Source organism: Cellulomonas sp. T2.31MG-18, from assembly GCF_964266755.1.
In the GTDB taxonomy this organism is placed as follows: Bacteria; Actinomycetota; Actinomycetes; order Actinomycetales; family Cellulomonadaceae; genus Cellulomonas.
This window is the reverse complement of the sequence record NZ_CAXWGW010000002.1, coordinates 804,849-827,434: the sequence shown is the minus strand read 5'-3', so window position 1 is coordinate 827,434 and position 22,586 is coordinate 804,849. Positions and strand designations below refer to the sequence as shown.

Here is a 22,586-nt window from a genome sequence, read left to right as displayed (position 1 = left end):
TCGCTGCTGCTCGTCGCCGCCGCGGTGGCCGGCGTCGTGACGCTGCTCGACCACGCGGCACCCCGACCACCCGTCGCGGAGAGCTGTGTCGCCGAGGTCAACGGCGTGACGGCGAGGCTGAGCCCGCAGCAGTCCGACAACGCCGCCGTGATCGCCGCGGTGGCGGTCCGTCGTGGGCTCCCCGCACGTGCGGCGACGATCGCCCTGGCGACGGCGTTGCAGGAGTCCGGCCTGATCAACCTCGACCACGGCGACCGGGACTCGCTCGGGCTCTTCCAGCAGCGCCCCTCCCAGGGCTGGGGCACCGCCGCCCAGGTGATGGACCCCGTCTACGCGACCGGGACGTTCTACGACCGGCTGGTGAAGGTGCCCGACTACCAGAACCTGCCGATCACCGAGGCGGCCCAGGCCGTGCAGCGCTCGGCCCTCCCCGACGCGTACGCGGTGCACGAGGACCGGTCCCGGGCATGGGCCTCCTCGCTGACCGGATGGTCACGGGCCGCCCTGAGCTGCACGCTGCGGCCGGCGGGGACGCCAGGGACCACCGACGCAGTGCTGGGCCGGGCGGCCCGGGACCTCGGCCTGACCGGAACCGTCGTCCCCGCCGCACCGGCTCCGGGCTCGGGGCACACCGCGGCTCCGGCGCCGGTCGTGGCGGTCGACGCCACGCCGCTGGTCGCCGGTGACGCGGCACGCGCGGGGTGGGCGACCGCCCAGTGGGCGGTCGCGGCGGCGTGGACCGTCGGTGTCGACCAGGTGGCCGTCGCCGACCAGGTGTGGAAGCGCGGCACCGACGGCTGGCACCCGACCACCACCGGCGCGCTGCCGCCCGGTCAGGTGCGGCTGACGCTCGCCACCTGACGGCCGTCGCGGTCCCGCCGACCCCGGGCCCAGGCCCGCAGCGGAACCCGCGCCCCCAGACGTGCGGCGCGCCGCGGTGCGACCGGTGCGGCGACCGGCGCCCCGGTCAGCGCTGCTCGACCGGCACGTAGTCCCGCTCGACGGCACCCGTGTAGATCTGCCGAGGCCGCCCGATCTTCGTCTGCGGGTCGTTCATCATCTCCCGCCACTGCGCGATCCACCCGGGCATGCGTCCCAGGGCGAACAGCGGCGTGAACATGTCCTCGGTGAACCCCATCGCCTTGTAGATCAGGCCGGTGTAGAAGTCCACGTTCGGGTACAGCTTGCGCGAGATGAAGTAGTCGTCGGAGAGCGCGATCTCCTCCAGACGGAGCGCGATGTCCAGCAGCTCGTCCTGCGTGCCGAGCGCCTGCAGCACGTCGTGCGCGCTCTGCTTCACGATCGCCGCACGCGGGTCGTAGTTCTTGTAGACGCGGTGCCCGAAGCCCATCAGCCGGACGCCGGCCTCCTTGTCCTTGACCCGCCGCATGAACGAGGTGGCGTCGCCACCGTTCTTCTGGATCTCCACGAGCATCTTGAGCACGGCCTCGTTGGCGCCGCCGTGCAGCGGGCCGGACAGCGCGTTGATGCCCGCCGCGACCGACGCGTACACGTTGGCGTGGCTCGAGCCGACGATCCGCACGGTCGACGTGGAGCAGTTCTGCTCGTGGTCGGCGTGCAGGATCAGCAGCTTGTCGAGCGCCTTCACGGCGACCGGGTTCGGCGCCCACTGCTGGTACGGCACCGCGAACGCCATGCGGAGGAAGTCCTCGACGTAGCCCCGCGAGTAGTCGGGGTACAGCAGCGGCTCACCCTTGGACGCCCGGTACACGTACGACGTGATGGTGCGGGTCTTCGCGAGGATCAGCACGGTGGCCAGCTCGACCGCCTCGGGGTCGAACGGGTCCAGCGACTCGGGGTAGAAGGTCGACAGGGCGTTGACCGCCGAGGCCATCACGGCCATCGGGTGCGCACCGCGCGGGAACGTCCCCATGAAGGTGCGGAAGTCCTCGTGCACCAGCGTGTGCCGGTTCACGCGCTCGACGAAGCCGTCGAGCTCGCTCGGCGACGGCAGCTCCCCGTGGATCAGCAGGTACGCCACCTCGAGGAAGCTGGAGCTCTCCGCGAGCTGGTCGATCGGGTAGCCGCGGTAGCGCAGGATGCCGGCGTCGCCGTCGATGTAGGTGATCTTCGACTCGCACGACGCGGTGTTCATGAAGCCCGGGTCGACGGTCACCAGGCCGGTGTCGCGCAGCAGCGAGGAGACGACGATGCCGTCGTTGCCCTCGGTCGCGGTGACGATCGGCAGGTCACGGGCCTGGCCGTCCACCACCAGCTGGACCGGCGCCTGCGTGGGCGCCGAGAGGGTCTCCGTCATGTTCGTCCTTCCTGCACCGGCCGGATGAGCCGCATCGTCGCGTACCTCAGCGGGCGGGGCCAGTGGTGAGGGCCCCGCAGGATGTGGCGTGACAGTACCCGCCGAATTCGTCACACGACCAACGTCCGGCGGACGTTCGTCCCATGTGTGACGCGACTCACACGGTCCGTCATGCCCCTGTCAGACGAGCCGCGGCCTCGCCGATGCGCTCGTCCGACGCCGTCAGAGCGATGCGCACGTGGCCGCTTCCCGCCCTCCCGTAGAACGCACCGGGCGCCACCAAGATGCCCAGGCCGGCCAGGTCGTCCACGGTCGCCCACGAGTCCTGCGCACCGGCCGCCGGACGGGTCCACAGGTACAGACCTGCCGCCGAACGGTCCACCGCGTACCCGGCCTCCTCCAGCGCCGCCCGCAGCACCCGGCGTCGACGTGCGTAGCGAGCGCGTTGCTCCGCCACGTGCGCGTCGTCGTCCAGCGCCACGGTCATCGCCGCCTGTACCGGCCCGGGCACGATCAGGCCCGCGTGCTTACGGACCTCTAGCAGCGCCGTCACCAGTGCGAGGTCACCGGCGACGAACGCCGCCCGGTAGCCCGCCAGGTTCGACTGCTTGGAGAGCGAGTAGGCGGCCAGCAGACCGGAGTGGTCGCCGTCGCACACCCGCGGGTCGAGCAGGCTCGGCACACCCTCGGCGTCCCAGGGCGCGTCCCACGCCAGCTCGGCGTAGCACTCGTCGGACGCGATGACGACCGGTTTCCCGTGCCGGGCCGACGCCTCCCGTGCGGCTGCCACCACGGCACGCAGCTCGGAGACGCCGAGCACCGAGCCGTCCGGGTTGCCCGGCGAGTTGAGCCAGACGAGCCGCACGGCCCCTACGCCGTCCGCGGCCAGCCGGGCGGCCGGGTCGGCGCACGGCTCCGGGGTCGCACCGGCCAGCCGGGCGCCGACGTCGTACGTCGGGTACGCCACCGCCGGGTGCAGCACCACGTCGCCCGGGCCGAGCCCGAGGAGGGACGGCAGCAGCGCCACCAGCTCCTTGGACCCGACGGTCGGCAGCACCGCCGCGGGGTCGAGGTGCGGCACGTGCCGGCGCCGGGCGAACCACCGCGACACCGCCTCGCGCAGCTCGCCGGTGCCATGGGTCGTCGGGTACCCCGGTGAGTCGGCCGCCGCAGCGAGGGCCTCGCGCACGAGGGCCGGCGTCGGGTCGACCGGTGTGCCGACGGACAGGTCGACGATGCCGCCGGGGTGCGCAGCGGCACGGGCGGCTGCCGGTGCCAGCGTGTCCCAGGGGAAGTCCGGGAGGGTGCCGGTCAGCAGTCCCACGGGGACGTCACTCGCCGTTGATGCGCAGCGGGAGCGTGGCGATGATCGGGTGGTCCTTGTCGATCTGGCCCATCTTGGCGGCACCGCCCGGCGAGCCCAGGTCGTCGAAGAACTCGACGTTGGCCTGGTAGTACGTGGCCCACTGCTCCGGGACGTCGTCCTCGTAGTAGATCGCCTCGACCGGGCACACCGGCTCGCACGCACCGCAGTCCACGCACTCGTCGGGGTGGATGTAGAGCGAACGACGCCCCTCGTAGATGCAGTCGACAGGACACTCGTCGATGCACGCCTTGTCCTTGACGTCGACACAGGGCTCGGCGATGACGTACGTCACGGTGCTCCTCCACGGGTGCGCGACAGGCGGGGTGCCGGCGCCGGATCAGTCGTGCCTAGTATCGCTCACATGCCCCTGCCGGCCGGTCACGGTCCACATGACGGGGACGCCGCGTGACCCGCGACGGCTGGCGGGAGTGGGCTCCGGGCATCCGCGTGGTGGTGCGCCGGCTGCGCGACGACAGCCCCGGGCCCGGCGAGCCGCGGTACACGGACGTGCTGGGCGACCTGCTGGAGGTCGACGACGAGGGCGTGCTGGTCCGCACCCGCCGCGGTGACGTGCACGTCCCGGCCCGGGCGATCGCGCTGACCAAGGTGGTGCCGCCCGCACCGACGCGTCGCCGGCCGCGCTCCCTCTAGCGCCAGGCTGCCGTCCGGGCGCCCGGCGTCAGGACGTCGGGCTCGGTGAGGCCCCGCCCGGCGCAGGACCGCAGATGATCGTGTCCTGCGGCTTGTACGTCGTGGTCCGGGACGTCGACTGCTTCACCTCACCGTTCAGCGACAGCTGCCGCGTCACGGTCACGGTGAACCCCGGGTTCCCCGCCGACTGGGGCGTGCACGCCGGCGACTGGGAGTAGACCGTCGTCGGGGCGTGCACGTTGGACCGGGGGCTGGTCGTGGACGTGACGGTCCAGTACTTGGTGCCCCAGATCCGCACGTGCACCTGGTTGTCCGCCACCCAGGCCTGGATGAGGGCGCCGTACGGCGTGTTGTTCTTCCACTTCATGTCCAGCGTCGGCACGAAGATCGTCGCCTCGCGACCCTCCGGGTACCGCGTGAACCACTCCGAGTGCGGGGTGTGCGCCACGTCCTCGAACCCCGCGAAGAAGGCGGCGTTGTAGGTGGTCGTCGAGATCTGCGACAAGCCACCGCCCAGGGCCTGGACGTGGTCGCCGTCGACGATCGCGCCGGCGTCGATGTAGCCGTGCGCGGCGTCGATGGGGCTCAGCGCGGTCCCGAGGCTGAACGTGTCGCCGGGCCGCACCAGGACGCCGTTGATCTTGCTCGCGCCGACGGTGATGTTCACCGTGCGGTGGGGCTCGCTGGTCAGCGGCGTCGCGAACTCGGAGACGATCTCCTTGATGCCGAGGGCCTGCAGCGCCGCCGTGCTCTGCGCCGGGTCCGACGGCACCAGCGACACGGTGGCGGTGCGCTGGGTCGGGGACGACGCAGCCGTGGCGACCGCCGCCGCGACGGCGTTGGGGTCGATCGTCGTGCCGGGCGTCCCCGGGACGAGCACGGGGGCGTCGTTCTGGAAGTCGAAGCGGGCGTCCGACGCCGGCGTCACCAGCCCCGGGGTCTGCGCCAGCACGGCGGCGACCAGGTTGGGGCCGTTCAGCTGCAGCACGAGCTTGCCGTCCTGGGCGACGAACGACGCGTTGGCGACCAGGGTGCTCGCGGGCAGGCTGACCGTCCGGTCCGCGACGGTCACCGTCACGGGTGCACCGGCGACGCGCTGCGCGACCTCGGTGAGCGCCGCGTCCGTCTCGGCCTGGGTGATGTCCGGTGCGACCGACCTGGTCGGCAGCACGAGAGGTCGTGCGCCGACCAGCCAGCCGTCCCGGATCGTCTTCTCGGCGCCCGGGACGTCCAGGTCGGTGCCGTCCTGCGCCGGGGTGGCGTGGGCGGTGCCGTCGGCGAAGACGATCGAACCGTTGACGGGAGCGACCTGCAGGGAGTCGGCCAGCTGCTGGACCACCGAGTGCAGGGCGCCCGCGTCGACCGCGGTGACGGCGGGCTGGGCGCCCACCCCGACCACCTGGTCCCAGAGGCGGACCGGCTGCAGCAGGTCGACGCCGACCAGCCGCCGGACCGTCGCTGCGGCGTCGAACGTCAGACCCGCGCGGGCAGGGTCCAGCTGCGACTGCTGGCTCCCCGCCGCGACAGCCAGTGCGCCGCTGGTCGCCGGGCCGAGGCGACCCGTGAGCCGGTCCACCGCCGCGGCCTCGGTCAGGCCGCCGATGTCCACCCCGGCGACCGTGGCCCCGCGCGGCACCCGGTGGCCGAGCGTGTAGCAGGCACCGGCGTACGCCCCGACGAGCACGACGACGATGCCGAGCACGACGGCCAGCTGGCGCGGCCAGCGACGGCGGCCGTCGTCCGGCTCGAAGTCGTCGAGCACGGAGGTCTCTCGGTTCACGACCGGGACGGCGCCGGCGCGGACGTGCGGGGACGACGAGCCGCCGGCCGCGGTCGCCGGGAAGGCGCTGGTCCGCGAGGGCATCGCCGTGGCAGCCGTGGGCTCCCCAGGGACGGCCGGGGCCACGACGTCCGGCTCGGCGGCGGTCGTGGGGACCTCCGGCGCGTCGGCAGGGGCGTGGACAGGCGCATCGACGGGGGCCGGCGAGCCACCGGAGGCCGTCTCGACCGTCGGATCGCGGGGACCGGTGACCGGCTCAGGTGTGCCGTCGGCAACCGGGGCGTCCTGGGCAACCGGTCGGTCGGCGGCAACCGGGGCGTCAGGGGCGATCGGCGCGTCGGCGTCAACCGCGGCGTCGGGGGCCACAGCGTGGGGGGCGACAGGGCCGTCGGGCGTGCTCGGCGGGACCGCCAGGGCGGAGGCGCCGTCGGACGCCTGCGCGGGCTCGTTCGCGATCCGGGTCTCCGCCGCGGTGCCGGCCTGCTCGACGTCGCCGCCGGTCACCGTCTCGGCGGGTGGCACGTTCTCAGCGGGGGCCACCGTCTCGGCCGGCGCCGATCCGGGGATCCGGTCGGGTGGTTCGGTCCCCTCGACGACGTCCCGCGCCTCCGGGGCGTCCTCCGGCGCCTGCTCCGAGGCCTCGGCGACCGGGGTCGCCTCCGCCTCGTCCCGCGGCGTGCTCGGGCCGTCGCCACCCTGGTGCGCCGAGGGGATGTGGTGCAGCCGGCTGATGTCGGACCAGGTGGGCCAGCGGGTGCCGTCACCGTCACCGCCCGGCGTGGGATCGGCGACCGGTACGGAGTCGCTGTCGGTCCCGTTCGTCATGCACTCCCCCTGGGTGGCGGGGCTGCTCTCCCGCGTCGCGCGATTCTACGGCGGCAGGGGTCGGCGGCCGGGGAGGTGGCCGTCGGCCGGCCGCCCGACAGCCACGTGCGGGCGCCGACGCACCCGCCGCGCGGCTCAACGGACCGGTCGGAGCCGGCCTCGCAGGTGCACCAGCGAACCGGCCTCGGCGTCCCCCTGGACCGCGTCGAGCACGCCGCCCACGACGATCCGGTGGTCACCGGACTCGTACGCCGCGACGGTCTCGCAGTCGAACCAGGCGGCGGCGCCGTCCACGCGAGCGCCACCCGTCAGCGCCGAGACCGTGTGCGGCACGCGGAGCAGCTGGTCGACGACGGGCCGGCCGTACGACGCCAGCCAGTCCGCGACCGGGGCCTGGTCGTCCGCCAGCACGCTGAGCGTCCACCGCGAGGTCTCCTCGAGCGCATCCGCCAGCCGGGAGTCGGCGTGCACGCAGAACAGGAGCTGCGGGGGCCGCAACGAGACCGACGCCACGGAGCTGACGGTCGTGGCGTGCACCGACCCGCGCCACGCGACCGTGACCACGCACACGCCACCGGGGAGCCGGGCCACGGCCGCCCGGTACGCGTCCACCTGCTGCTCGTCGGCGGCGGTCACGGGCGGTCGACGAACAGCCGGCGCGGCAGCAGCGCCACCGCCACCGTGACCACGAGCGAGCCGATCACCCACACCAGCCCGAGCACCCCGGCGGGCACCAGCACGTCCCCGCCCGGTCCCCGCTGCGCGAGCACCTGCACCGCCAGGAACAGACCGCCGAGGAAGCCGACCCAGGTGACCCAGCCGGACCACGCGCGCGCGGTGACGGCGGCGCTGAGGACGAGGACGAGCGCCCCGACCATCCCCCACGGCTGGTAGGCGCGGTGCACGACGGTGCCGACCGTGCCGACCAGCACACCGAGCAGCAGAGCACCCGCGGCACGACCCGCCGCGGCGGCTGTCAGGGGTTGCACCGGGTCAGGCTACCGGCGCGTGCTGGGCGCGCCGTCCGAGCCCGTCCGGCGCCGGCGGACGGGCTCCGGCCACTCGACGGCGCCGGGGTCGCCGCCGGCCAGCTCGTAGCCCTCATGGGGCAGGAGCGGCTGCAGGAGGCGGTTGCTCAGGGCGAACGCACCGACGAGCCGAGGGTCGCCGTCGATCGGCGTCACGGCCTGCACCTGCGTGGCATGCGCGCGCAGCGCGCCCACCACCTGGTCACGGACGGGGCGCGCGTCCACCGCCAGGTGCACCGCGTCGTCGGTCACGACGAGTGCGGCGGTCGCCCCCGCGGGGTCCGTCAGCGTCAGCCCGTCCGACCAGGGCCCGTGGACCTCGAGCGCCGCTGCGGCGGCGGCCGTCTCGGTCCGGCCCGCGCGTCGCCAGAGCACCACGGGAGACCAGGCCGGTCCCGTCGCCAGCTCCAGCGCGCGCATCGTCACCTGGTGCGTGCGGACGTGGTCCGGGTGTCCGTAACCGCCCTCCGGGTCGTACGTCGCGACCACGTCCGGACGACGCCGACGCAGCAGCCCGGCCAGCCGCTCGGCCGCCTCGTCGAGCGGGACGCCGACGAAGGCCCCCGCCGGCACCTCCGAGCCCAGCCCCGCGCGGGCCGACCCGGTCCACACCATGCCCGAGTCCTCGTAGCGCCTCAGGGACACCGGGGCCAGCCGGTCGAGGAACGCCTGGTCGGCGACGCCGAGAGCGGCCAGTGCCGCCGCCAGCTCCGTCTCCCGACGGGCGGCCAGCGCGGGCCCGTCGCCCTCGAGGTGCGCGAGGCGCTCGCCGATCACCTCGCCGCGTTCACCGCGGGTCGCGGTCACCACGGTGACCGGCAGGCCGGCGCCGGCGAACGCCGCGAGCAGCGCTCCGGTCGCCAGCGTCTCGTCGTCCGGGTGCGCGTGCACCGCGACCAGGCCGCCGGTCGCGTCCTGGCTCGACGCGACCGCGCCCGGCGGCGTCACGACCGCGCGGCGGCCTTGGCCCGGGCCGTCATGCGCGCGCGCTCGGTCTGGTCGAGCTCGACCTTGCGCAGCCGCACCACCTCGGGCGTCACCTCGACGCACTCGTCCTCGCGCGCGAACTCGAGGGACTCCTCGAGCGTCAGCTTGCGCGGCGGCACGAGCGTCTCGAAGACGTCAGCCGTGGAGGAGCGCATGTTGGTGAGCTTCTTCTCCTTGGTGATGTTGACGTCCATGTCCTCGTTGCGCGGGTTCTCGCCGACGATCATGCCCTCGTAGACCTCCTGCGTCGGGTCCACGAAGAAGGTGCCGCGGTCCTGCAGATTGGTCATGGCGTACGGCGTGGCGACGCCGGCGCGGTCGGCGACCAGCGAACCCGTCGAGCGGGACTCGATGGTGCCGGCCCACGGCTCGTAGCCCTCGGCGATCGAGGAGGCGATACCGGTGCCGCGGGTGTCGGTGAGGAAGCGGGTGCGGAAGCCGATCAGCCCGCGGGCCGGCACCAGGAACTCCATGCGCACCCAGCCCGTGCCGTGGTTCGACATCGTCTGCATGCGGCCGCGGCGCTGCGCCATCAGCTGCGTGACCGCGCCGAGGAACTCCTCCGGCACGTCGATGGTCATACGCTCGGTCGGCTCCCAGGTGTGGCCGTCGACCTGCTTGGTGACCACCTGCGGCTTGCCCACGGTCAGCTCGAAGCCCTCGCGCCGCATCTGCTCGACGAGGATCGCCAGCGCCAGCTCACCGCGGCCCTGCACCTCCCACGCGTCCGGCCGGCTGGTGGGCAGCACGCGCAGCGACACGTTGCCGACCAGCTCGCGGTCCAGGCGGTCCTTGACCTGGCGGGCGGTCACCTTGTGGCCCTTGCCGCCCTTGCCGGCGAGCGGGGACGTGTTGATCCCGATGGTGACGGAGATCGCCGGGTCGTCCACGGTGATCAGCGGCAGCGGCCGCGGGTCGTCCGGGTCCGTCAGCGTCTCGCCGATGGTGATGTCCTCGATGCCGGCCACCGCGACGATGTCGCCCGGACGGGCCTCCTCGGTGGGAACCCGCTCGAGGGCCTTCGTCTCGAGCAGCTCGGTGACCTTGACGTTCTGGATGCTGCCGTCGTGGCGGGCCCAGGCGACGGTCTGCCCCTTGCGGAGCGTGCCGTTGAAGATGCGCAGCAGCGCGAGGCGGCCGAGGAAGGGCGACGCGTCGAGGTTGGTGACGTGCGCCTGCAGCGGTGCGTCCTCGTCGTAGGTCGGAGCCGGGATCTTCTCGACGATGGTGGTGAACAGCGGCTCGAGGTCCTCGTTGTCCGGCAGACCGCCGTCGGCCGGCTGCTCCAGCGAGGCACGCCCCGCCTTGGCCGCCGCGTACACCACGGGCACGTCCAGGATCGAGTCGAGGTCGAGGTCCGGCACGTCGTCGTGCAGGTCGGAGGCGAGGCCGAGCAGCAGGTCCGTGGTCTCGGAGACGACCTCGCTGATGCGGGCGTCGGGCCGGTCCACCTTGTTCACGACGAGGATCACCGGCAGCTTCGCCGCGAGCGCCTTGCGCAGCACGAAGCGGGTCTGCGGCAGCGGGCCCTCGCTGGCGTCCACCAGCAGCACCACGCCGTCGACCATCGACAGGCCGCGCTCCACCTCGCCACCGAAGTCGGCGTGGCCGGGGGTGTCGATCACGTTGATCGTGATGCCGTCGGGCTGGCCCGCCTCGGCCGCCGCGGGGCCGGAGTACCGGACCGCGGTGTTCTTGGCGAGGATCGTGATGCCCTTCTCGCGCTCCAGCTCGCCGGAGTCCATCGCGCGCCGCTCGACGTGCTCGTGGGCGCCGAACGCCCCGGTCTGCCACAGCATGGCGTCGACCAGGGTGGTCTTGCCGTGGTCGACGTGCGCGACGATCGCGACGTTGCGCAGGTCCGGACGCACGGCGGGCATACGAGACTCATCTCTGTTCGAGGGTGGGGAGCGCGCCACGACGGCGGGCGCCCGACGATTCTACGCGGTCCGCGCCGCGGGCCCCCGGGCGGGCCCCGACCGGGGCCGACCCGGGCCGGCGGGTGCGCCTCCCCGGGAGGGTGCGGCCTCAGGCGGCCGTGCTCGCCCAGCGCCACCACGACGTGAGGTCGGCCGACCCCCACGGGACGGCGGGAACCTGTGCCAGCCGAGGCCGGCCGTCGGACGAGGCGGTCGACGTGCCGGCACCGACGGTCGCCGCCAGCTCCGGCTGACGCGCCAGGGGCACCACGACGTCCGCCGCGGTGAGTGCCGCCGACACGGTGGAGAGCGACGCGGTGACCGCCGCCGCATCGGTCTGCCTCGCAGCCTGGTCCAGCAGCGTGTCCAGCGCAGGGTCGCGGTGCGACGTGACGTTGGTGGCGCCGCCCGTGCGCCACCGGGCGAGCACCGAGGCCACCGGTGCGGGACTCTGCGGCACGGGCAGCAGCGCGACGTCCCAGGAGCCCGGGTCCGCCCACAGCGCCGTGGCCGGGTCGGCGGGCCGCGCCTGCGTGACCGCGAAACCCGCAGGGGCCAGCTGCGTCGTCAGGGCCGCCAGCATGTCCCGGCGCACCTCGTCGTCCGTGCTCACCAGGACGCGGACCGGCACGGCCGCCGCGGACGGGCCACCCGTCGGGCTTGCAGAGGGGCCGCCCGGTGTCACCGACGGTTCCGGAGAGCTCGTCGTCGTGGCGCCGGGAGCCGGGCTGGACGACGAGCGCGGTGGCGCCGTCGAGCTCGTCACGCTCGGGCCGACGGCGGCGAGGACGGCGTCGCTCGGCGACCCGTGGGCGAGGGCTGCCAGCCGGGCGCGGTCCACCGCACCGACGAACGCCGCGCGCAGCGCCGCCGCCCGCGCCGTGCCGTCGCCACCGGACGACGTCCAGTGCGCCGGGTCGAAGACGCTGCCGCCGCTCTCCTGCAGCTGGAGCTGCAGCACCGCACCACCACCGTCGGACACTCGGACGTTCGGCACCTTCTGCAGCGCCGAGCGGACGTCCGCCGTCGCGACGGGAGCCACCACGTCCGCCGTGCCGGCGCGCAGCGCCGCCACCTGGGCGAGCGGGTCGAGGTCGGAGCGCACCACCACGCGGTCGTACGCGGCAGGGCGGGCACCCGAGTACGCCTCGTTGCGGACCAGCTCCACCCGCTTGCCGGGGTCCACCACGTCGAGCCGGTACGGGCCGGTGGTCACCGCAGCGGCAGGGTCGTCCTTCAACGTCGCGGCGTCCGTCGCGGTGCGCCACACGCGCGAGACCGGGATCAGCGCGTTCCGGTCCGCGTGCTGGATCGCTGCCGTGACCAGGGCGGACCAGTGCGCCGCGTCTGCCCCGGCGGTCGACGTCGGAGCGGGCGACCCGTCGGCCGTCGCGGACGACGCCCCGGGCGTGGAGGACGACGCAGCGCTCGCGGTCGGCCCCTCGGTCGAGGCCGTCGCGCCGCCCAGCGCCAGCCGGCCGACGACATGGGCGGGGAGGTTGACGTCGAGCGCCGACCGCCAGTCAGCGACCGGGTCCGCGTACACGAGCGTGAGCCCGTGCTCGTCCACCGTCGGGATGGCAGGGGCGTGCACCAGCACCGGCGACACCGCGCCGAACCACACGGTGTCCGAGGCGGGCGCGGTCGACGGGGTCGCCGAGGAGCCCGACGCGGGCGCGGTGCTCGCCGCGGCGGAGCTCGCGCTCGGCACGGCCGGCGCCGTCGCCGAGCCGCTCGGAGCAGGGCTCGCCGTCGCGGTGCCGCCGGCACCGCTGTCCGGCGGGCTCTCGTCGAGCTGACCCGACCGCGCCGCCCACTCCAGCAGCAGGTCGTCGCCGGTGACCGGCACACCGTCCGACCAGCGGGCGTTCGGCGCGACGGTGTACCGCACGGTCAACGGGTTGTCGGACGTCTTCTCGACCGTGCCCATCGCCGTGTCCGGGACCACGGCACCTGCCTCGTCCACCGTGGTGAACCGGTCCTGCACCAGCCCGCGGACCAGCGCGCTGCCCGGTGTCCGGCCCGCGGTCGTCGCGGCGTTGAGCGACTCGAACGGCACGTCGACCGTCACCACCACCGTCCGCGACCGCTGCGGGTCGACCGTCGTCGCGGTGCAGCCGGCGACCGTGAGGGCGGCCGCCGCCACGAGGGCGGCGATCAGCTGCCCACGACGGCGGCGCACGGTGCTCAGGCGGCCGGCGGGGCGCCGAACACGTCGAGGTGCGCACCCGGGATCGCGTTCAGCAGCTCGCGCGTGTACTCCTCGCGCGGGTTGTCGAACACCTCGTCGGTGGTGGCCGCCTCGACGATGCGACCGGACTGCATGACGGAGACCTCGTCCGCGATCTGCCGCACCACGGCGAGGTCGTGCGTGATGAACAGGTACGTCAGGCCCAGCTCGGCCTGCAGGTCGTTCAGCAGCGTGAGGATCTGCGCCTGCACCAGCACGTCCAGGGCGGAGACCGCCTCGTCGCACACGATCACGTCGGGCTCGAGCGCGAGCGCGCGGGCGACGGCGATGCGCTGCCGCTGACCACCGGACAGCTCGTTGGGGAACCGCCGCATGGTCGACGCCGGCAGCGCCACCATGTCGAGCAGCTCACGGACCCGCTTCTCACGGGCCTTCTTGTCACCGACGTGGTGGATCCGCAGCGGCTCCTCGAGCGTGCGGAAGATCGAGTACATCGGGTCCAGCGACCCGTACGGGTTCTGGAAGATCGGCTGCACCCGACGACGGAACGCGAACTCACCCTTGCGGTCGAGCGAGTGCAGGTCCGTGCCCTCGAAGTAGATCTTGCCCTCGGTGGGCTGCAGCAGGTTGAGCATGATGTTGGCCACCGTCGACTTGCCGGAGCCCGACTCGCCCACCAGCGCCATCGTGGTGCCACGGCGCACGGTGAACGAGACGTCGTCCACCGCCTTGAACTCCTTGGCCACGCCTGCGCCGCCACCGCGCAGCTCGAACACCTTCGTCAGGTGCTCGACCCGGATCAGCTCCTGCCGAGCGGGGCTGACGCCGTCGCCGTGCGTGATGGCCAGCAGCTCCGTGGCGCGCTCGCCGCGCTCCTTGGCGCTCTGGATCCGCCGCGACGCGAGCGAGGGCGCCGAGGCGACCAGCCGCTTGGTGTACGGGTGCTGCGGGTCGGCCAGGATCTTGCGCGCCGGCCCGGACTCGACGACCTGGCCGCGGTACATCACGACGAGGTGCTCGGCGCGCTCCGCCGCGAGGCCCAGGTCGTGGGTGATGAACAGGACCGCCGTGCCCAGCTGGTCCGTCAGACCCTCGAGGTGGTCGAGGATCTTGCGCTGCACCGTCACGTCGAGGGCCGACGTCGGCTCGTCGGCGATCAGCAGCTTGGGCCGTGCCGCCAGACCGATCGCGATGAGCGCGCGCTGGCGCATACCGCCGGAGAACTCGTGCGGGTACTGGTTGGCCCGCCGTGCGGCGTCCGGCAGACCGGCCTCCGCGAGCAGCTCGGCGACGCGGGTCATCGCGGCCTTGCCGGACGCGATGCCGTTGGCCTTGAGGGCCTCCTTGACCTGGTACCCGATCTTCCAGACGGGGTTCAGGTTGGTCATCGGGTCCTGCGGGACCAGGCCGATCTCCTTGCCGCGGAGGCCGACGAACGTCTTCTTGTCGGCGCCGACCAGCTCGCGGCCGTCGAAGAGGATCGATCCCGCGGTGACCCGGCCGGTGCCGGGCAGCAGGTTGATGATCGAGTGCGCGAGCGTCGACTTGCCCGAGCCCGACTCGCCCACGATCGCGACGGCCTGGCCGGGGTAGATCGTCAGGTCCGCGCCGCGCACCGCGTTGACCACACCGGTCCCGGTGGTGAACGAGACGTCCAGGTTGCGCACCTGGAGCAAGGGGCTGTTGCGGTCGACCACCGGCGCCTGCGTGTCGGTCAGCTCCACCGTCGTCCTGCTCATCGCTTCCGGGCCTTCGGGTCGAGGGCGTCACGCACGGCGTCGCCCATCATGATGAAGCCGAGCACCGTCAGGGCGAGGGCACCGGCCGGGTAGAAGAGGATGCCCGGGTAGCTGCGCAGCTGCTGCTGGGCCTTGGCCACGTCCGCGCCCCACGAGACCACTGACGGCGGCAGCCCGAGACCGAGGAACGACAGCGTCGCCTCGGCCACGATGAACGTGCCGAGGGACACGGTCGCGGTCACGATGATCGGGGCCAGCGAGTTCGGCATCACGTGCCGCACCAGCGCCGCCGGTCGCGAGGCGCCGAGCGCCTTGGCGGCCGTGATGAAGTCGGCGTTCTTGACGCTCATCACGGCACCGCGAGTGATGCGGGCGATCTGCGGCCAGCCGAAGATCCCGAGCACCAGCACCACGGTGAAGATGTTGCGGTGCGCCCGGAACATCGCCATGACCAGCACGGCGGCGAGCACGAACGGGATCGCGAAGAAGATGTCCGTCACGCGCGACAGCAGCGCGTCGAACCAGCCGGCGTAGAAGCCGGCGATCGCGCCGATCACCGCGCCGAGGATGGTGACGAGGATGGTGGTCAGCACGCCGACCGCGACCGACGCACGGGCGCCGTAGATGGTGCGGGCGTAGATGTCGCAGCCCTGGAAGTCGAAGCCGAACGGGTGCCCCGACGCCGGCCGCTTCAGGCTGTTCTGCAGCTCGCAGAAGTTCGGGTCCACCGAGGTGAACAGCTTCGGGAAGATCGCGACGACGACCACCAGCAGGATGATCGCCGCGGACACCCAGAACAGCGGGCGGGTCCGGAGGTTGCGCCAGGCGTCCTGCCACATGCTGGCAGGCGCCTCGGTCTCGTCGACGGCGTCGACGGCGGCGAGCACGTCCTCGTCCAGCGAGGCGAAGAAGTGCGCCTGGTCCTGACGGACGAGGGGCTCAGGCATAACGGATCCTCGGGTCGAGTGCGGCGTACAGCAGGTCCACGATCAGGTTCGCCGCGATGAACACGATCACGAGGATCGTGGTGAAGGACACGATGGTGGGCGCGCTCCCCTGGCGGATCGCCTGGTAGAGGGTTCCGCCGACGCCCGAGATGTTGAAGATGCCCTCGGTGACGATCGCGCCGCCCATCAGGCTGCCGAGGTCGGACCCGAGGAACGTCACGACGGGGATCAGCGAGTTGCGCAGCACGTGCACCATCACCACGCGGGGCCGGGACAGACCCTTGGCGGTCGCGGTGCGGACGAAGTCGGCGGTGAGGTTCTCGAAGACGGACGTCCGGGTCAGCCGCAGCACGTAGGCGAACGACACCGCCCCCAGCACGATCGCCGGCATCAGCAACGTCCGGAACGACACGTCCGACCCGACGGACACCGGCAGCAGGTGCCACTTCACGCCGACGAAGAACTGCAGCACGAAGCCGATGACGAACGTCGGCACGGCGATCACCACGAGGCTGACGACCAGCAGCGTGGAGTCGAACAGCTTGCCCTTGCGCAGACCGGCGAGCAGTCCGGCGCCGATGCCGAACACGCCCTCGAAGACCAGCGCCATGATCGCGAGCTTGAAGGTGATGGGGTACGCGTGCGCCAGCAGCTCACCGACGGGGCGTCCCGAGAAGGTCACGCCGAAGTTCCCGGTGAAGATGCCCTTGAGGTACAGCACGTACTGGACCAGGAAAGGCTTGTCCAGGTTGTACTTGGAGCGCAGCTGCGCCGCCAGCGCATCGCTCACACCCTTGTCACCGCCCAGGGCGAGCACAGGGTCGCCGGGCAGCGAGAACACCATGAAGTAGATCAGCAGCGTCGCCCCGAAGAACACGGGGATCGCCTGGAGCAGGCGGCGGCCGAGATAGCGGGCCATCAGCCTTCCTTCGAGTCAGGGGTCGCGGCGATCAGTGCCGCGACAGGGGGGTCCGCTCCCTCACGGAGGCGGAGCGCCGACCGGTGAACTGTAGTCCATCGGCGCCCTCCCACCACCGCAGACGAGTGGGGGCGGGGCCCCAGCGGGCCCCGCCCCCACTCGTGGAGCGATCAGGTCAGGACTTGGTGACCGCGTAGTACAGCGGGACGCCGTCCCAGCCGAACTCGACGTTCTTCACCGTCTTGGCGAAGCCGCCCGTGGAGTTCGAGTACCACAGCGGGATCGACGGCAGGTCCTTGAACAGGATCGTCTGGGCCTGGGCGAAGTCCTTGTTCGCGTCGTCCAGAGACTTCTCCTGCGCACCCTTGCTGAGCAGCGCGTCGAACTGCGGGTTCGAGTAGCTGCCGTCGTTCGAGCCGGCTCCCGTGGCCCACATGGCACCGAGGAAGTCGAGAGCGCCCGGGTAGTCACCCTGCCAGCCGCTGCGGAAGGCACCGGTCAGACCGGTCTTCTTGCCCTTCTTGTTCGCGTTGATGTCCGTGCGCAGGTCCTTGAAGACCGGGTACGGCTGACCGGCAGCGTCGATGCCCAGGGCGTTCTTGATGCTGTTGGTCACGGCGTCGACCCAGGCCTGGTGCCCACCGTCGGCGTTGTACGCGATGGTGAAGCTGCCCGACCACGGCGACATGGCGTCCGCCTGGGCCCAGAGCTTCTTGGCAGCGGCCGGGTCGTACTTCAGCACGTCGGAGCCGTCGATCTTGTCCGACCAGCCCGGGATGACCGGGGAGGTGAAGTCGGTCGCCGGGGTACGGGTGCCGTGGAAGATCGTCTTGGTGATGGTGTCACGGTCGATCGCGTGGGAGAGCGCCGCACGGCGGAGCTGGCCCTCGGCGCCGGTGAAGTGCGCGAGGTTCTGCGGGATCGTGAAGCCCTGCCACACGGCGCCCGGGATGTTCACCGCGTTGCTGCCCAGGTCGTTCTGGAAGGTGCCCAGAGCGGACGACGGGACGGTCTGCAGGACGTCGAGCTGGCCGGCGAGCAGGTCGTTGTAGGCCGTGTCCTGAGATGTGTAGAACTTGATGTCCAGCCCACCGTTGCGCGCCTTGCGGTCACCGGTGAAGTCCGTGTTCGGCACCAGCTTGATGTCGACGTTGTGGGTCCACCCGTTGTCGGCGACCTTGTACGGGCCGTTGCCGATCGGGTTCTCGCCGAACGCCTTCATGTCCTTGAACGCCACGGACGGCAGCGGGAAGAACGCCGAGTAGCCGATGCGGACCGGGAAGTCCGACAGCGGGGTGGTCAGCTGGACGGTGAAGGTGGTGTCGTCCACGACCTTCAGGCCGGACATCGTCGTGGCCTTCGGCTGGCTCGAGGCGTCCGCGGCCTGCGTGTCGTCGTAGCCGACGATCGGGATGCCGTAGCTCGGGTCCTGGAACCAGCCGCTGTTCAGCTGGGCGTTGGTGGAGACGGCGCCGTAGTTCCACGCGTCCACGAAGCTCTTGGCCGTGACGGGCTCACCGTTGGTGAACTTCCAGCCGGACTTCAGCTTGATGGTCCAGTTGGTGTTGTCCGACGACGTGATCGAGTCGGCGACCTCGTTGTGCGTCTTGCCCTTGGCGTCGTAGTACACGAGGCCCGCGAAGATCTGGGTGAGGATCGTCCCGCCACCGGTCTCGTTGGTGTTGGTGGGGATCAGCGGGTTCTCGGGCTCGCTGCCCCATGCCGTGACGATGCCCGTGCTGGTCCCGCCGCTGGCCGCCGTGGTCGAGCTGGAGCTCGACGAGCCGCCGCTGGAGCAGGCCGCGAGGAGCAGGGCACCAGCCGTGATCGTCGCGAGCAGGCCTGCGCTACGCCTGATCTTCAATGTTCCTCCTGGGATGGGAGTGGCCGGGCGACTGCCAGCGCCACCGGCGTCGCCGGGTGCGCGTGGGGACGTCGCCGACCGCCACACGTTGGGAGCCACCGTAGGGCGGTCGAGACGGACATTCGCGACACGCTGGACACCAGTTTCGAATCGTTACGTGATCGATACTGCCCAGTAGGTCCCGCGCTGGGAGGATGCCCGCCCCGACACCGGCACGAAACACGTTGGTAACACGATGCCTGCCATCAGGGGCGTCCTTGAACGGGGACGTCCGCGTGGTGGCACGCCACGTCCCGGCCCTCGGTCCGACGAGACACCGGGTCCACCTGTGTGCACTGCTGCGCGAGGTCGTCGGGCAGCGCGGCGCGGAGCGCACACCGGTGACGGAAGCGGCATCCGGTCGTCGGCGGCGAGTCGTCGTCCAGCAGCGGCACCGGAGCCGGTCGCACGCGCGGGTCGGCGACCGGGACGGCCGCGAGCAGGGCACGCGTGTACGGGTGCCGCGGGTCCTCGAGCACCACGTGCGCCGGCCCCTGCTCGACCACGCGGCCGCGGTACATCACCGCGACCAGCTCCGCGTGGGCGCGCACGACCCCCAGGTCGTGGGCGACGAGGACGCAGGTCAGCCGCAGCTGGTCGCGCAACCGGTCCACCAGGGCGAGCAGCTCGGCTCGGACCGGTGCGTCGAGCGCCGAGACCGGCTCGTCGAGCACCAGGACCTCGGGCCGGGCGGCGAGCGCGCGGGCCAGGGCGACGCGCTGCAGCTGGCCGCCCGAGAGCTCGTGCGGGTACCGGTCCGCGAGCGCCGCGGGCAGGCCGACCAGCCGCAGGACGCCGGCGACGTCCGCACCGGTCGCGGCGGCCGCCCGGAGGCCCTCGGCCAGGGACTGCCGCACCGTCATGCGCGGGTCGAGCGAGCCGCCGGCGTCCTGGAACACCAGCTGCACCCGTCTGCGCAGGGCCAGGCGCTCGGCGCGACCGAGCCGCAGCACCGTGGACACGTCGGTGCCGACCACGCGCACGGTCCCGGCCTCGGGCGGCTCGAGGGACGCGATGGCCAGCGCCGTCGTCGTCTTCCCGCTCCCGCTCTCCCCGACCAGGGCCAACGTGGCGCCCCGCGGGACGACGAGGCTCACCCCGTCCATCGCCGCGATGGCCTCGTCAGCCGCGCGCCCCCTCCACCTGCTGCGCGACCGGAAGGTGCGATGCACGTCGACCAGCTCGACGGCCGCAGGCCCGGAGGGCTCCACCGCGGACCGCGTGGCGGCGGACGCCTCGGCCCGGAGCAGCCTGGCGGTGTAGTCCTGACGGGGCGCGTCGAACAGCGTCGTCACGTCGCCCTGCTCCACGACCAGTCCGTCCCGCAGCACCACGACGCGGTCCGCGTGCCCCGCCACCACCCCCGGGTCGTGCGTGATGAGGAGCAGCGACGCGCCGGCCGCCTCGCGGGCCCGGTGCAGCACCTCCAGCACCTGCGCCTGCACCGTGACGTCCAGGGACGAGGTGGGCTCGTCGGCGACGATCAGCCGGGGGCGGTTGGCGACCGCGACCGCGACGAGGACGCGCTGGCGCTGGCCGCCGGACAGCTGGTGCGGGTAGGCGTCCAGGGTCCGGCCCGGCAGGCCGACGAGGGTGCACAGCTGCGCCGCCCGGGCGAGCGCGGCCGCACGGGACAGCCGTCGGTCGTGCAGCTGGAGCGCCTCGACGAGCAGGGCACCGACGCGGTGCACCGGGGGCAGCGCCGAGCGCGGGTCCTGGAACACCATCGCGATCCGCGCGCCGCGCAGCGCGGAGAACGCGCGGTCGGACAGGTCGAGGAGCGAGGTTCCCTCCAGCCGGACCGAGCCGCGCACGCGTGCGCTCGAGGGGAGCAGCCCGAGGACGGCGACCGCCGTCGTCGTCTTCCCCGCCCCCGACTCGCCGACCAGGGCGACCACCTCGTCGGCCGAGACGGTGAACGAGACGTCCCGGACGGCCGGCACACCCCCGGCTGCTGCGGACCGGCTACCGGGACGCGGCCCGAGCCGTGCCGCACGCGGGGCACGGAAGGTGACGCCCAGCCCCTCCACGGCGAGCAGCGGCTCACTCACCGGCGGTCCCCGTCGTGGGGTCGAGGGCGTCGCGCAGCGCGTCGCCGACGAGGCTGGTCGCGAGGACCGTCACGACCAGCAGACCGGCCGGGAACCAGAACAGCCAGGGCCGCGTGACCGCCGAGGCGCTGCCGGCGGCGAGGAGGGTGCCCAGCGACACCGCGGGCGGCCCGAGGCCGAGACCGACCCAGCCGAGCGTCGCCTCGGTGAGCACCGCTGCTGCGACGCCCAGCGTCGCGTCCACGACCAGGAGGGACGCGAGGTGCGGCAGCACGTGCCGGCGCAGCACCGCGCCCGTGGGCACGCCGAGGAACCGCGCCGCCGTCACGAAGTCGCGGCGGCGCAGCGAGCGGGCCTGCGCCCGGACCAGCCGTGCCATCACCATCCAGCCCAGCAGCGCGATGGCGAGGGCCACCGCGAACCAGCCGGCACGGCCCGCCGTCGGGGCGAGGAGCACCAGCAGGTAGAAGGACGGCAGCACGAGCGCGAGGTCGATGCCCCACACCACCACGCGGTCCACGCGACCTCCGAGGTAGCCGCCGACGGCGCCCACCACGGCGGCGACCAGCGTCGACAGCGGGCCGGCGACCAGCCCGACGGCGAGCGACGTGCGCAGCCCGACGAGGGTGCGGACGTAGAGGTCCCGGCCGGAGGAGTCCGTGCCGAACCAGTGCAGCGCCGTCGGCGGACGCCCGAAGGCCGTCACGTCCGAGGTGAACGGGTCCCAGCGCGACAGGACGGGACCGAGGACGGCCGCGAGGACGACCAGCGCCAGCACCGCCACCCCGACCCGGGCCCGCGGTGCTCGGAAGGTACGACGCAGCACACCGGGCGCACCGGACCGGGGGGCCGGTGTGGCGGTCAGGTCGGTGACGGCCACGTCAGGTCCGCACGCGGGGGTCGAGGGCGGCGTGCAGCACGTCGGCGAGCACCCCGGCGAGCAGCACCAGGACGGCGGTGAACAGGACCGTGCCGGCCGCCGCGTTCACGTCGTCGTCGACGACCGACCGGACCAGGTACTCCCCCATGCCGTGCCAGCTGAAGGCGAGCTCGGTGATCGCCGCCCCGGTCAGGATCAGGCCGAAGGAGTACGCGAAGAACGTGGACATGGGGATCAGCGCCACCCGGACCCCGTGGCGCCACAGGGCGGACCGGCGGGTGTGGCCCATCGACCGCGCCGTGCGGACGTGGTCCGCCGCGAGCACGTCGAGCATCGCGGCGCGCTGGTAGCGGGACCAGGTCGCGGCCGTGCCCAGCGCGAGGCAGAGGGTCGGCAGCAGCAGGTGCGCCGCCCGGTCCCCCAGCTGCGCCGGCCAGCCACCGGCCAGGCCCGGCGTGTACTCCCCGGTGAAGGGCACCAGGGTGCGGCCCGCGGCCGAGTCGAGCCGCACCGCGAGGGTCATCAGCACGACGGCGAGGACGAACGGCGGGGTGGCCAGCAGCACGAACGAGCCCACCGTGGTCACCCGGTCCGGCCAGCGGTACTGACGGGAGGCGCCCCACGTGCCCACCGCCACCCCGAGCAGGGCGCCGAGCAGGCTGCCGAGGAGCAGCAGGCGCAGGCTGGTGCCCGCACGGGCGGCGATCTCGGCGGTCACCGGCACGCCTCGCACGCTGAGCCCGAGGGAACCGTGGGTGACGAGCTCGGTCAGCCAGTGCCACAGCCGGGCCGGCACCGGGACCCCGGGATCCACGCCGAGCGCAGCGAGCTCCGCGTGCACCACCGAGGGGGGCACGGGCGGGGTCCGACCCGCGTACCGCGCCGCCGGGTGCAGCGTCAGGCTGGCGAGCACGTAGCCCAGCGCCGTCGCGACCGTCGCCAGCACCCCGTAGCCCGCGGCCCGGCGCAGGAGGAACCGGAGCATCGCGCCGACGCTAACACCGGGTCGCTCCCGCGGCGCCGACCACGCCGGGACGAACCGGACAGGTGCGACACGCCGCGCCGACCAGGCACTCCGCATCCGAGACCGGTTCTCGATCAGAGGTTGGCCGCGGGCGCTCC

18 protein-coding genes are annotated in these 22,586 nt (G+C 73.1%); 2 read left to right on the top strand and 16 right to left on the bottom strand.

All coding sequences use genetic code 11. The annotated features are described in order from the left end of the window. The first annotated feature begins 36 nt into the window (after positions 1-36). Positions 37-861 (top strand): hypothetical protein, encoded by an 825-nt coding sequence (locus ACFQTY_RS11660; protein WP_378100540.1) that lies wholly within the window; start codon positions 37-39, stop codon positions 859-861. A 106-nt stretch (positions 862-967) separates the two neighbouring features. Here the strand turns inward: ACFQTY_RS11660 and ACFQTY_RS11655 are convergent, their stop codons facing one another. From ACFQTY_RS11655 to fdxA, 3 genes are all read right to left on the bottom strand, one after another. Continuing rightward, positions 968-2,278, bottom strand: a complete 1,311-nt coding sequence (locus tag ACFQTY_RS11655; RefSeq protein WP_291763202.1) for a citrate synthase — start codon at positions 2,276-2,278, stop codon at positions 968-970. A gap of 169 nt (positions 2,279-2,447) precedes the next feature. Beyond that, on the bottom strand, positions 2,448-3,602 hold the full coding sequence (gene dapC / locus ACFQTY_RS11650) for a succinyldiaminopimelate transaminase (protein WP_378100538.1): 1,155 nt from the start codon (positions 3,600-3,602) through the stop codon (positions 2,448-2,450). A gap of 7 nt (positions 3,603-3,609) precedes the next feature. Continuing rightward, positions 3,610-3,936: a ferredoxin gene (fdxA, locus tag ACFQTY_RS11645; protein WP_263731699.1), complete on the bottom strand. Its 327-nt coding sequence runs from the start codon at positions 3,934-3,936 to the stop codon at positions 3,610-3,612. Positions 3,937-4,049: 113 nt separating this feature from the next. On the opposite strand from fdxA, the gene ACFQTY_RS11640 reads away from it, so the two are divergent. Next, positions 4,050-4,295, top strand: a complete 246-nt coding sequence (locus ACFQTY_RS11640) for a hypothetical protein (RefSeq protein ID WP_378100535.1) — start codon at positions 4,050-4,052, stop codon at positions 4,293-4,295. 28 nt (positions 4,296-4,323) lie between these two features. Here the strand turns inward: ACFQTY_RS11640 and ACFQTY_RS11635 are convergent, their stop codons facing one another. The 13 genes from ACFQTY_RS11635 to ACFQTY_RS11575 form a co-directional block, all read right to left on the bottom strand. After that, positions 4,324-6,900, bottom strand: coding sequence for a VanW family protein (locus tag ACFQTY_RS11635; RefSeq protein ID WP_378100533.1), 2,577 nt, complete (start codon positions 6,898-6,900; stop codon positions 4,324-4,326). Between the two features lie 135 nt (positions 6,901-7,035). Next, complete coding sequence (locus tag ACFQTY_RS11630) at positions 7,036-7,536, bottom strand: flavin reductase family protein (RefSeq protein ID WP_378100531.1); 501 nt, start codon at positions 7,534-7,536, stop codon at positions 7,036-7,038. After that, positions 7,533-7,889 carry a DUF6113 family protein gene (locus ACFQTY_RS11625; protein WP_291763213.1) on the bottom strand — a complete coding sequence of 119 codons (357 nt, stop codon included), beginning with the start codon at positions 7,887-7,889 and terminating at the stop codon, positions 7,533-7,535. Before ACFQTY_RS11625 ends, ACFQTY_RS11630 begins: the two co-directional genes overlap by 4 nt. A gap of 9 nt (positions 7,890-7,898) precedes the next feature. After that, entirely contained in the window at positions 7,899-8,876 is a 978-nt protein-coding gene (locus ACFQTY_RS11620; protein WP_378100529.1) for a PIG-L family deacetylase, read from the bottom strand. Next, positions 8,873-10,795: a translational GTPase TypA gene (typA, locus tag ACFQTY_RS11615; RefSeq protein ID WP_378100527.1), complete on the bottom strand. Its 1,923-nt coding sequence runs from the start codon at positions 10,793-10,795 to the stop codon at positions 8,873-8,875. Before typA ends, ACFQTY_RS11620 begins: the two co-directional genes overlap by 4 nt. A 148-nt stretch (positions 10,796-10,943) precedes the next feature. Then, positions 10,944-13,016, bottom strand: a complete 2,073-nt coding sequence (locus ACFQTY_RS11610) for an ABC transporter substrate-binding protein (RefSeq protein ID WP_378100525.1) — start codon at positions 13,014-13,016, stop codon at positions 10,944-10,946. 5 nt (positions 13,017-13,021) lie between these two features. After that, positions 13,022-14,764 carry a dipeptide ABC transporter ATP-binding protein gene (locus ACFQTY_RS11605; protein ID WP_378100523.1) on the bottom strand — a complete coding sequence of 581 codons (1,743 nt, stop codon included), beginning with the start codon at positions 14,762-14,764 and terminating at the stop codon, positions 13,022-13,024. Continuing rightward, a complete protein-coding gene (locus ACFQTY_RS11600) occupies positions 14,761-15,711 on the bottom strand; it encodes an ABC transporter permease (protein WP_378100521.1) in 951 nt (316 codons plus the stop codon). Before ACFQTY_RS11600 ends, ACFQTY_RS11605 begins: the two co-directional genes overlap by 4 nt. Beyond that, a complete protein-coding gene (locus ACFQTY_RS11595; RefSeq protein WP_291763227.1) occupies positions 15,704-16,630 on the bottom strand; it encodes an ABC transporter permease in 927 nt (308 codons plus the stop codon). The genes ACFQTY_RS11600 and ACFQTY_RS11595 overlap by 8 nt, the downstream gene beginning before the upstream one ends. Positions 16,631-16,805: 175 nt before the next feature. Then, positions 16,806-18,494 carry an ABC transporter substrate-binding protein gene (locus ACFQTY_RS11590; RefSeq protein WP_378100519.1) on the bottom strand — a complete coding sequence of 563 codons (1,689 nt, stop codon included), beginning with the start codon at positions 18,492-18,494 and terminating at the stop codon, positions 16,806-16,808. Positions 18,495-18,739: 245 nt separating this feature from the next. Then, the gene (locus tag ACFQTY_RS11585) at positions 18,740-20,584 is read right to left on the bottom strand and encodes a dipeptide ABC transporter ATP-binding protein (RefSeq protein WP_378100517.1); all 1,845 of its coding nucleotides are present in this window, start codon (positions 20,582-20,584) and stop codon (positions 18,740-18,742) included. Further along, positions 20,577-21,464 carry an ABC transporter permease gene (locus ACFQTY_RS11580; RefSeq protein ID WP_378100515.1) on the bottom strand — a complete coding sequence of 296 codons (888 nt, stop codon included), beginning with the start codon at positions 21,462-21,464 and terminating at the stop codon, positions 20,577-20,579. The genes ACFQTY_RS11585 and ACFQTY_RS11580 overlap by 8 nt, the downstream gene beginning before the upstream one ends. A 1-nt stretch (position 21,465) precedes the next feature. Further along, positions 21,466-22,449: an ABC transporter permease gene (locus ACFQTY_RS11575; RefSeq protein ID WP_337974896.1), complete on the bottom strand. Its 984-nt coding sequence runs from the start codon at positions 22,447-22,449 to the stop codon at positions 21,466-21,468. Positions 22,450-22,586: the final 137 nt, after the last annotated feature.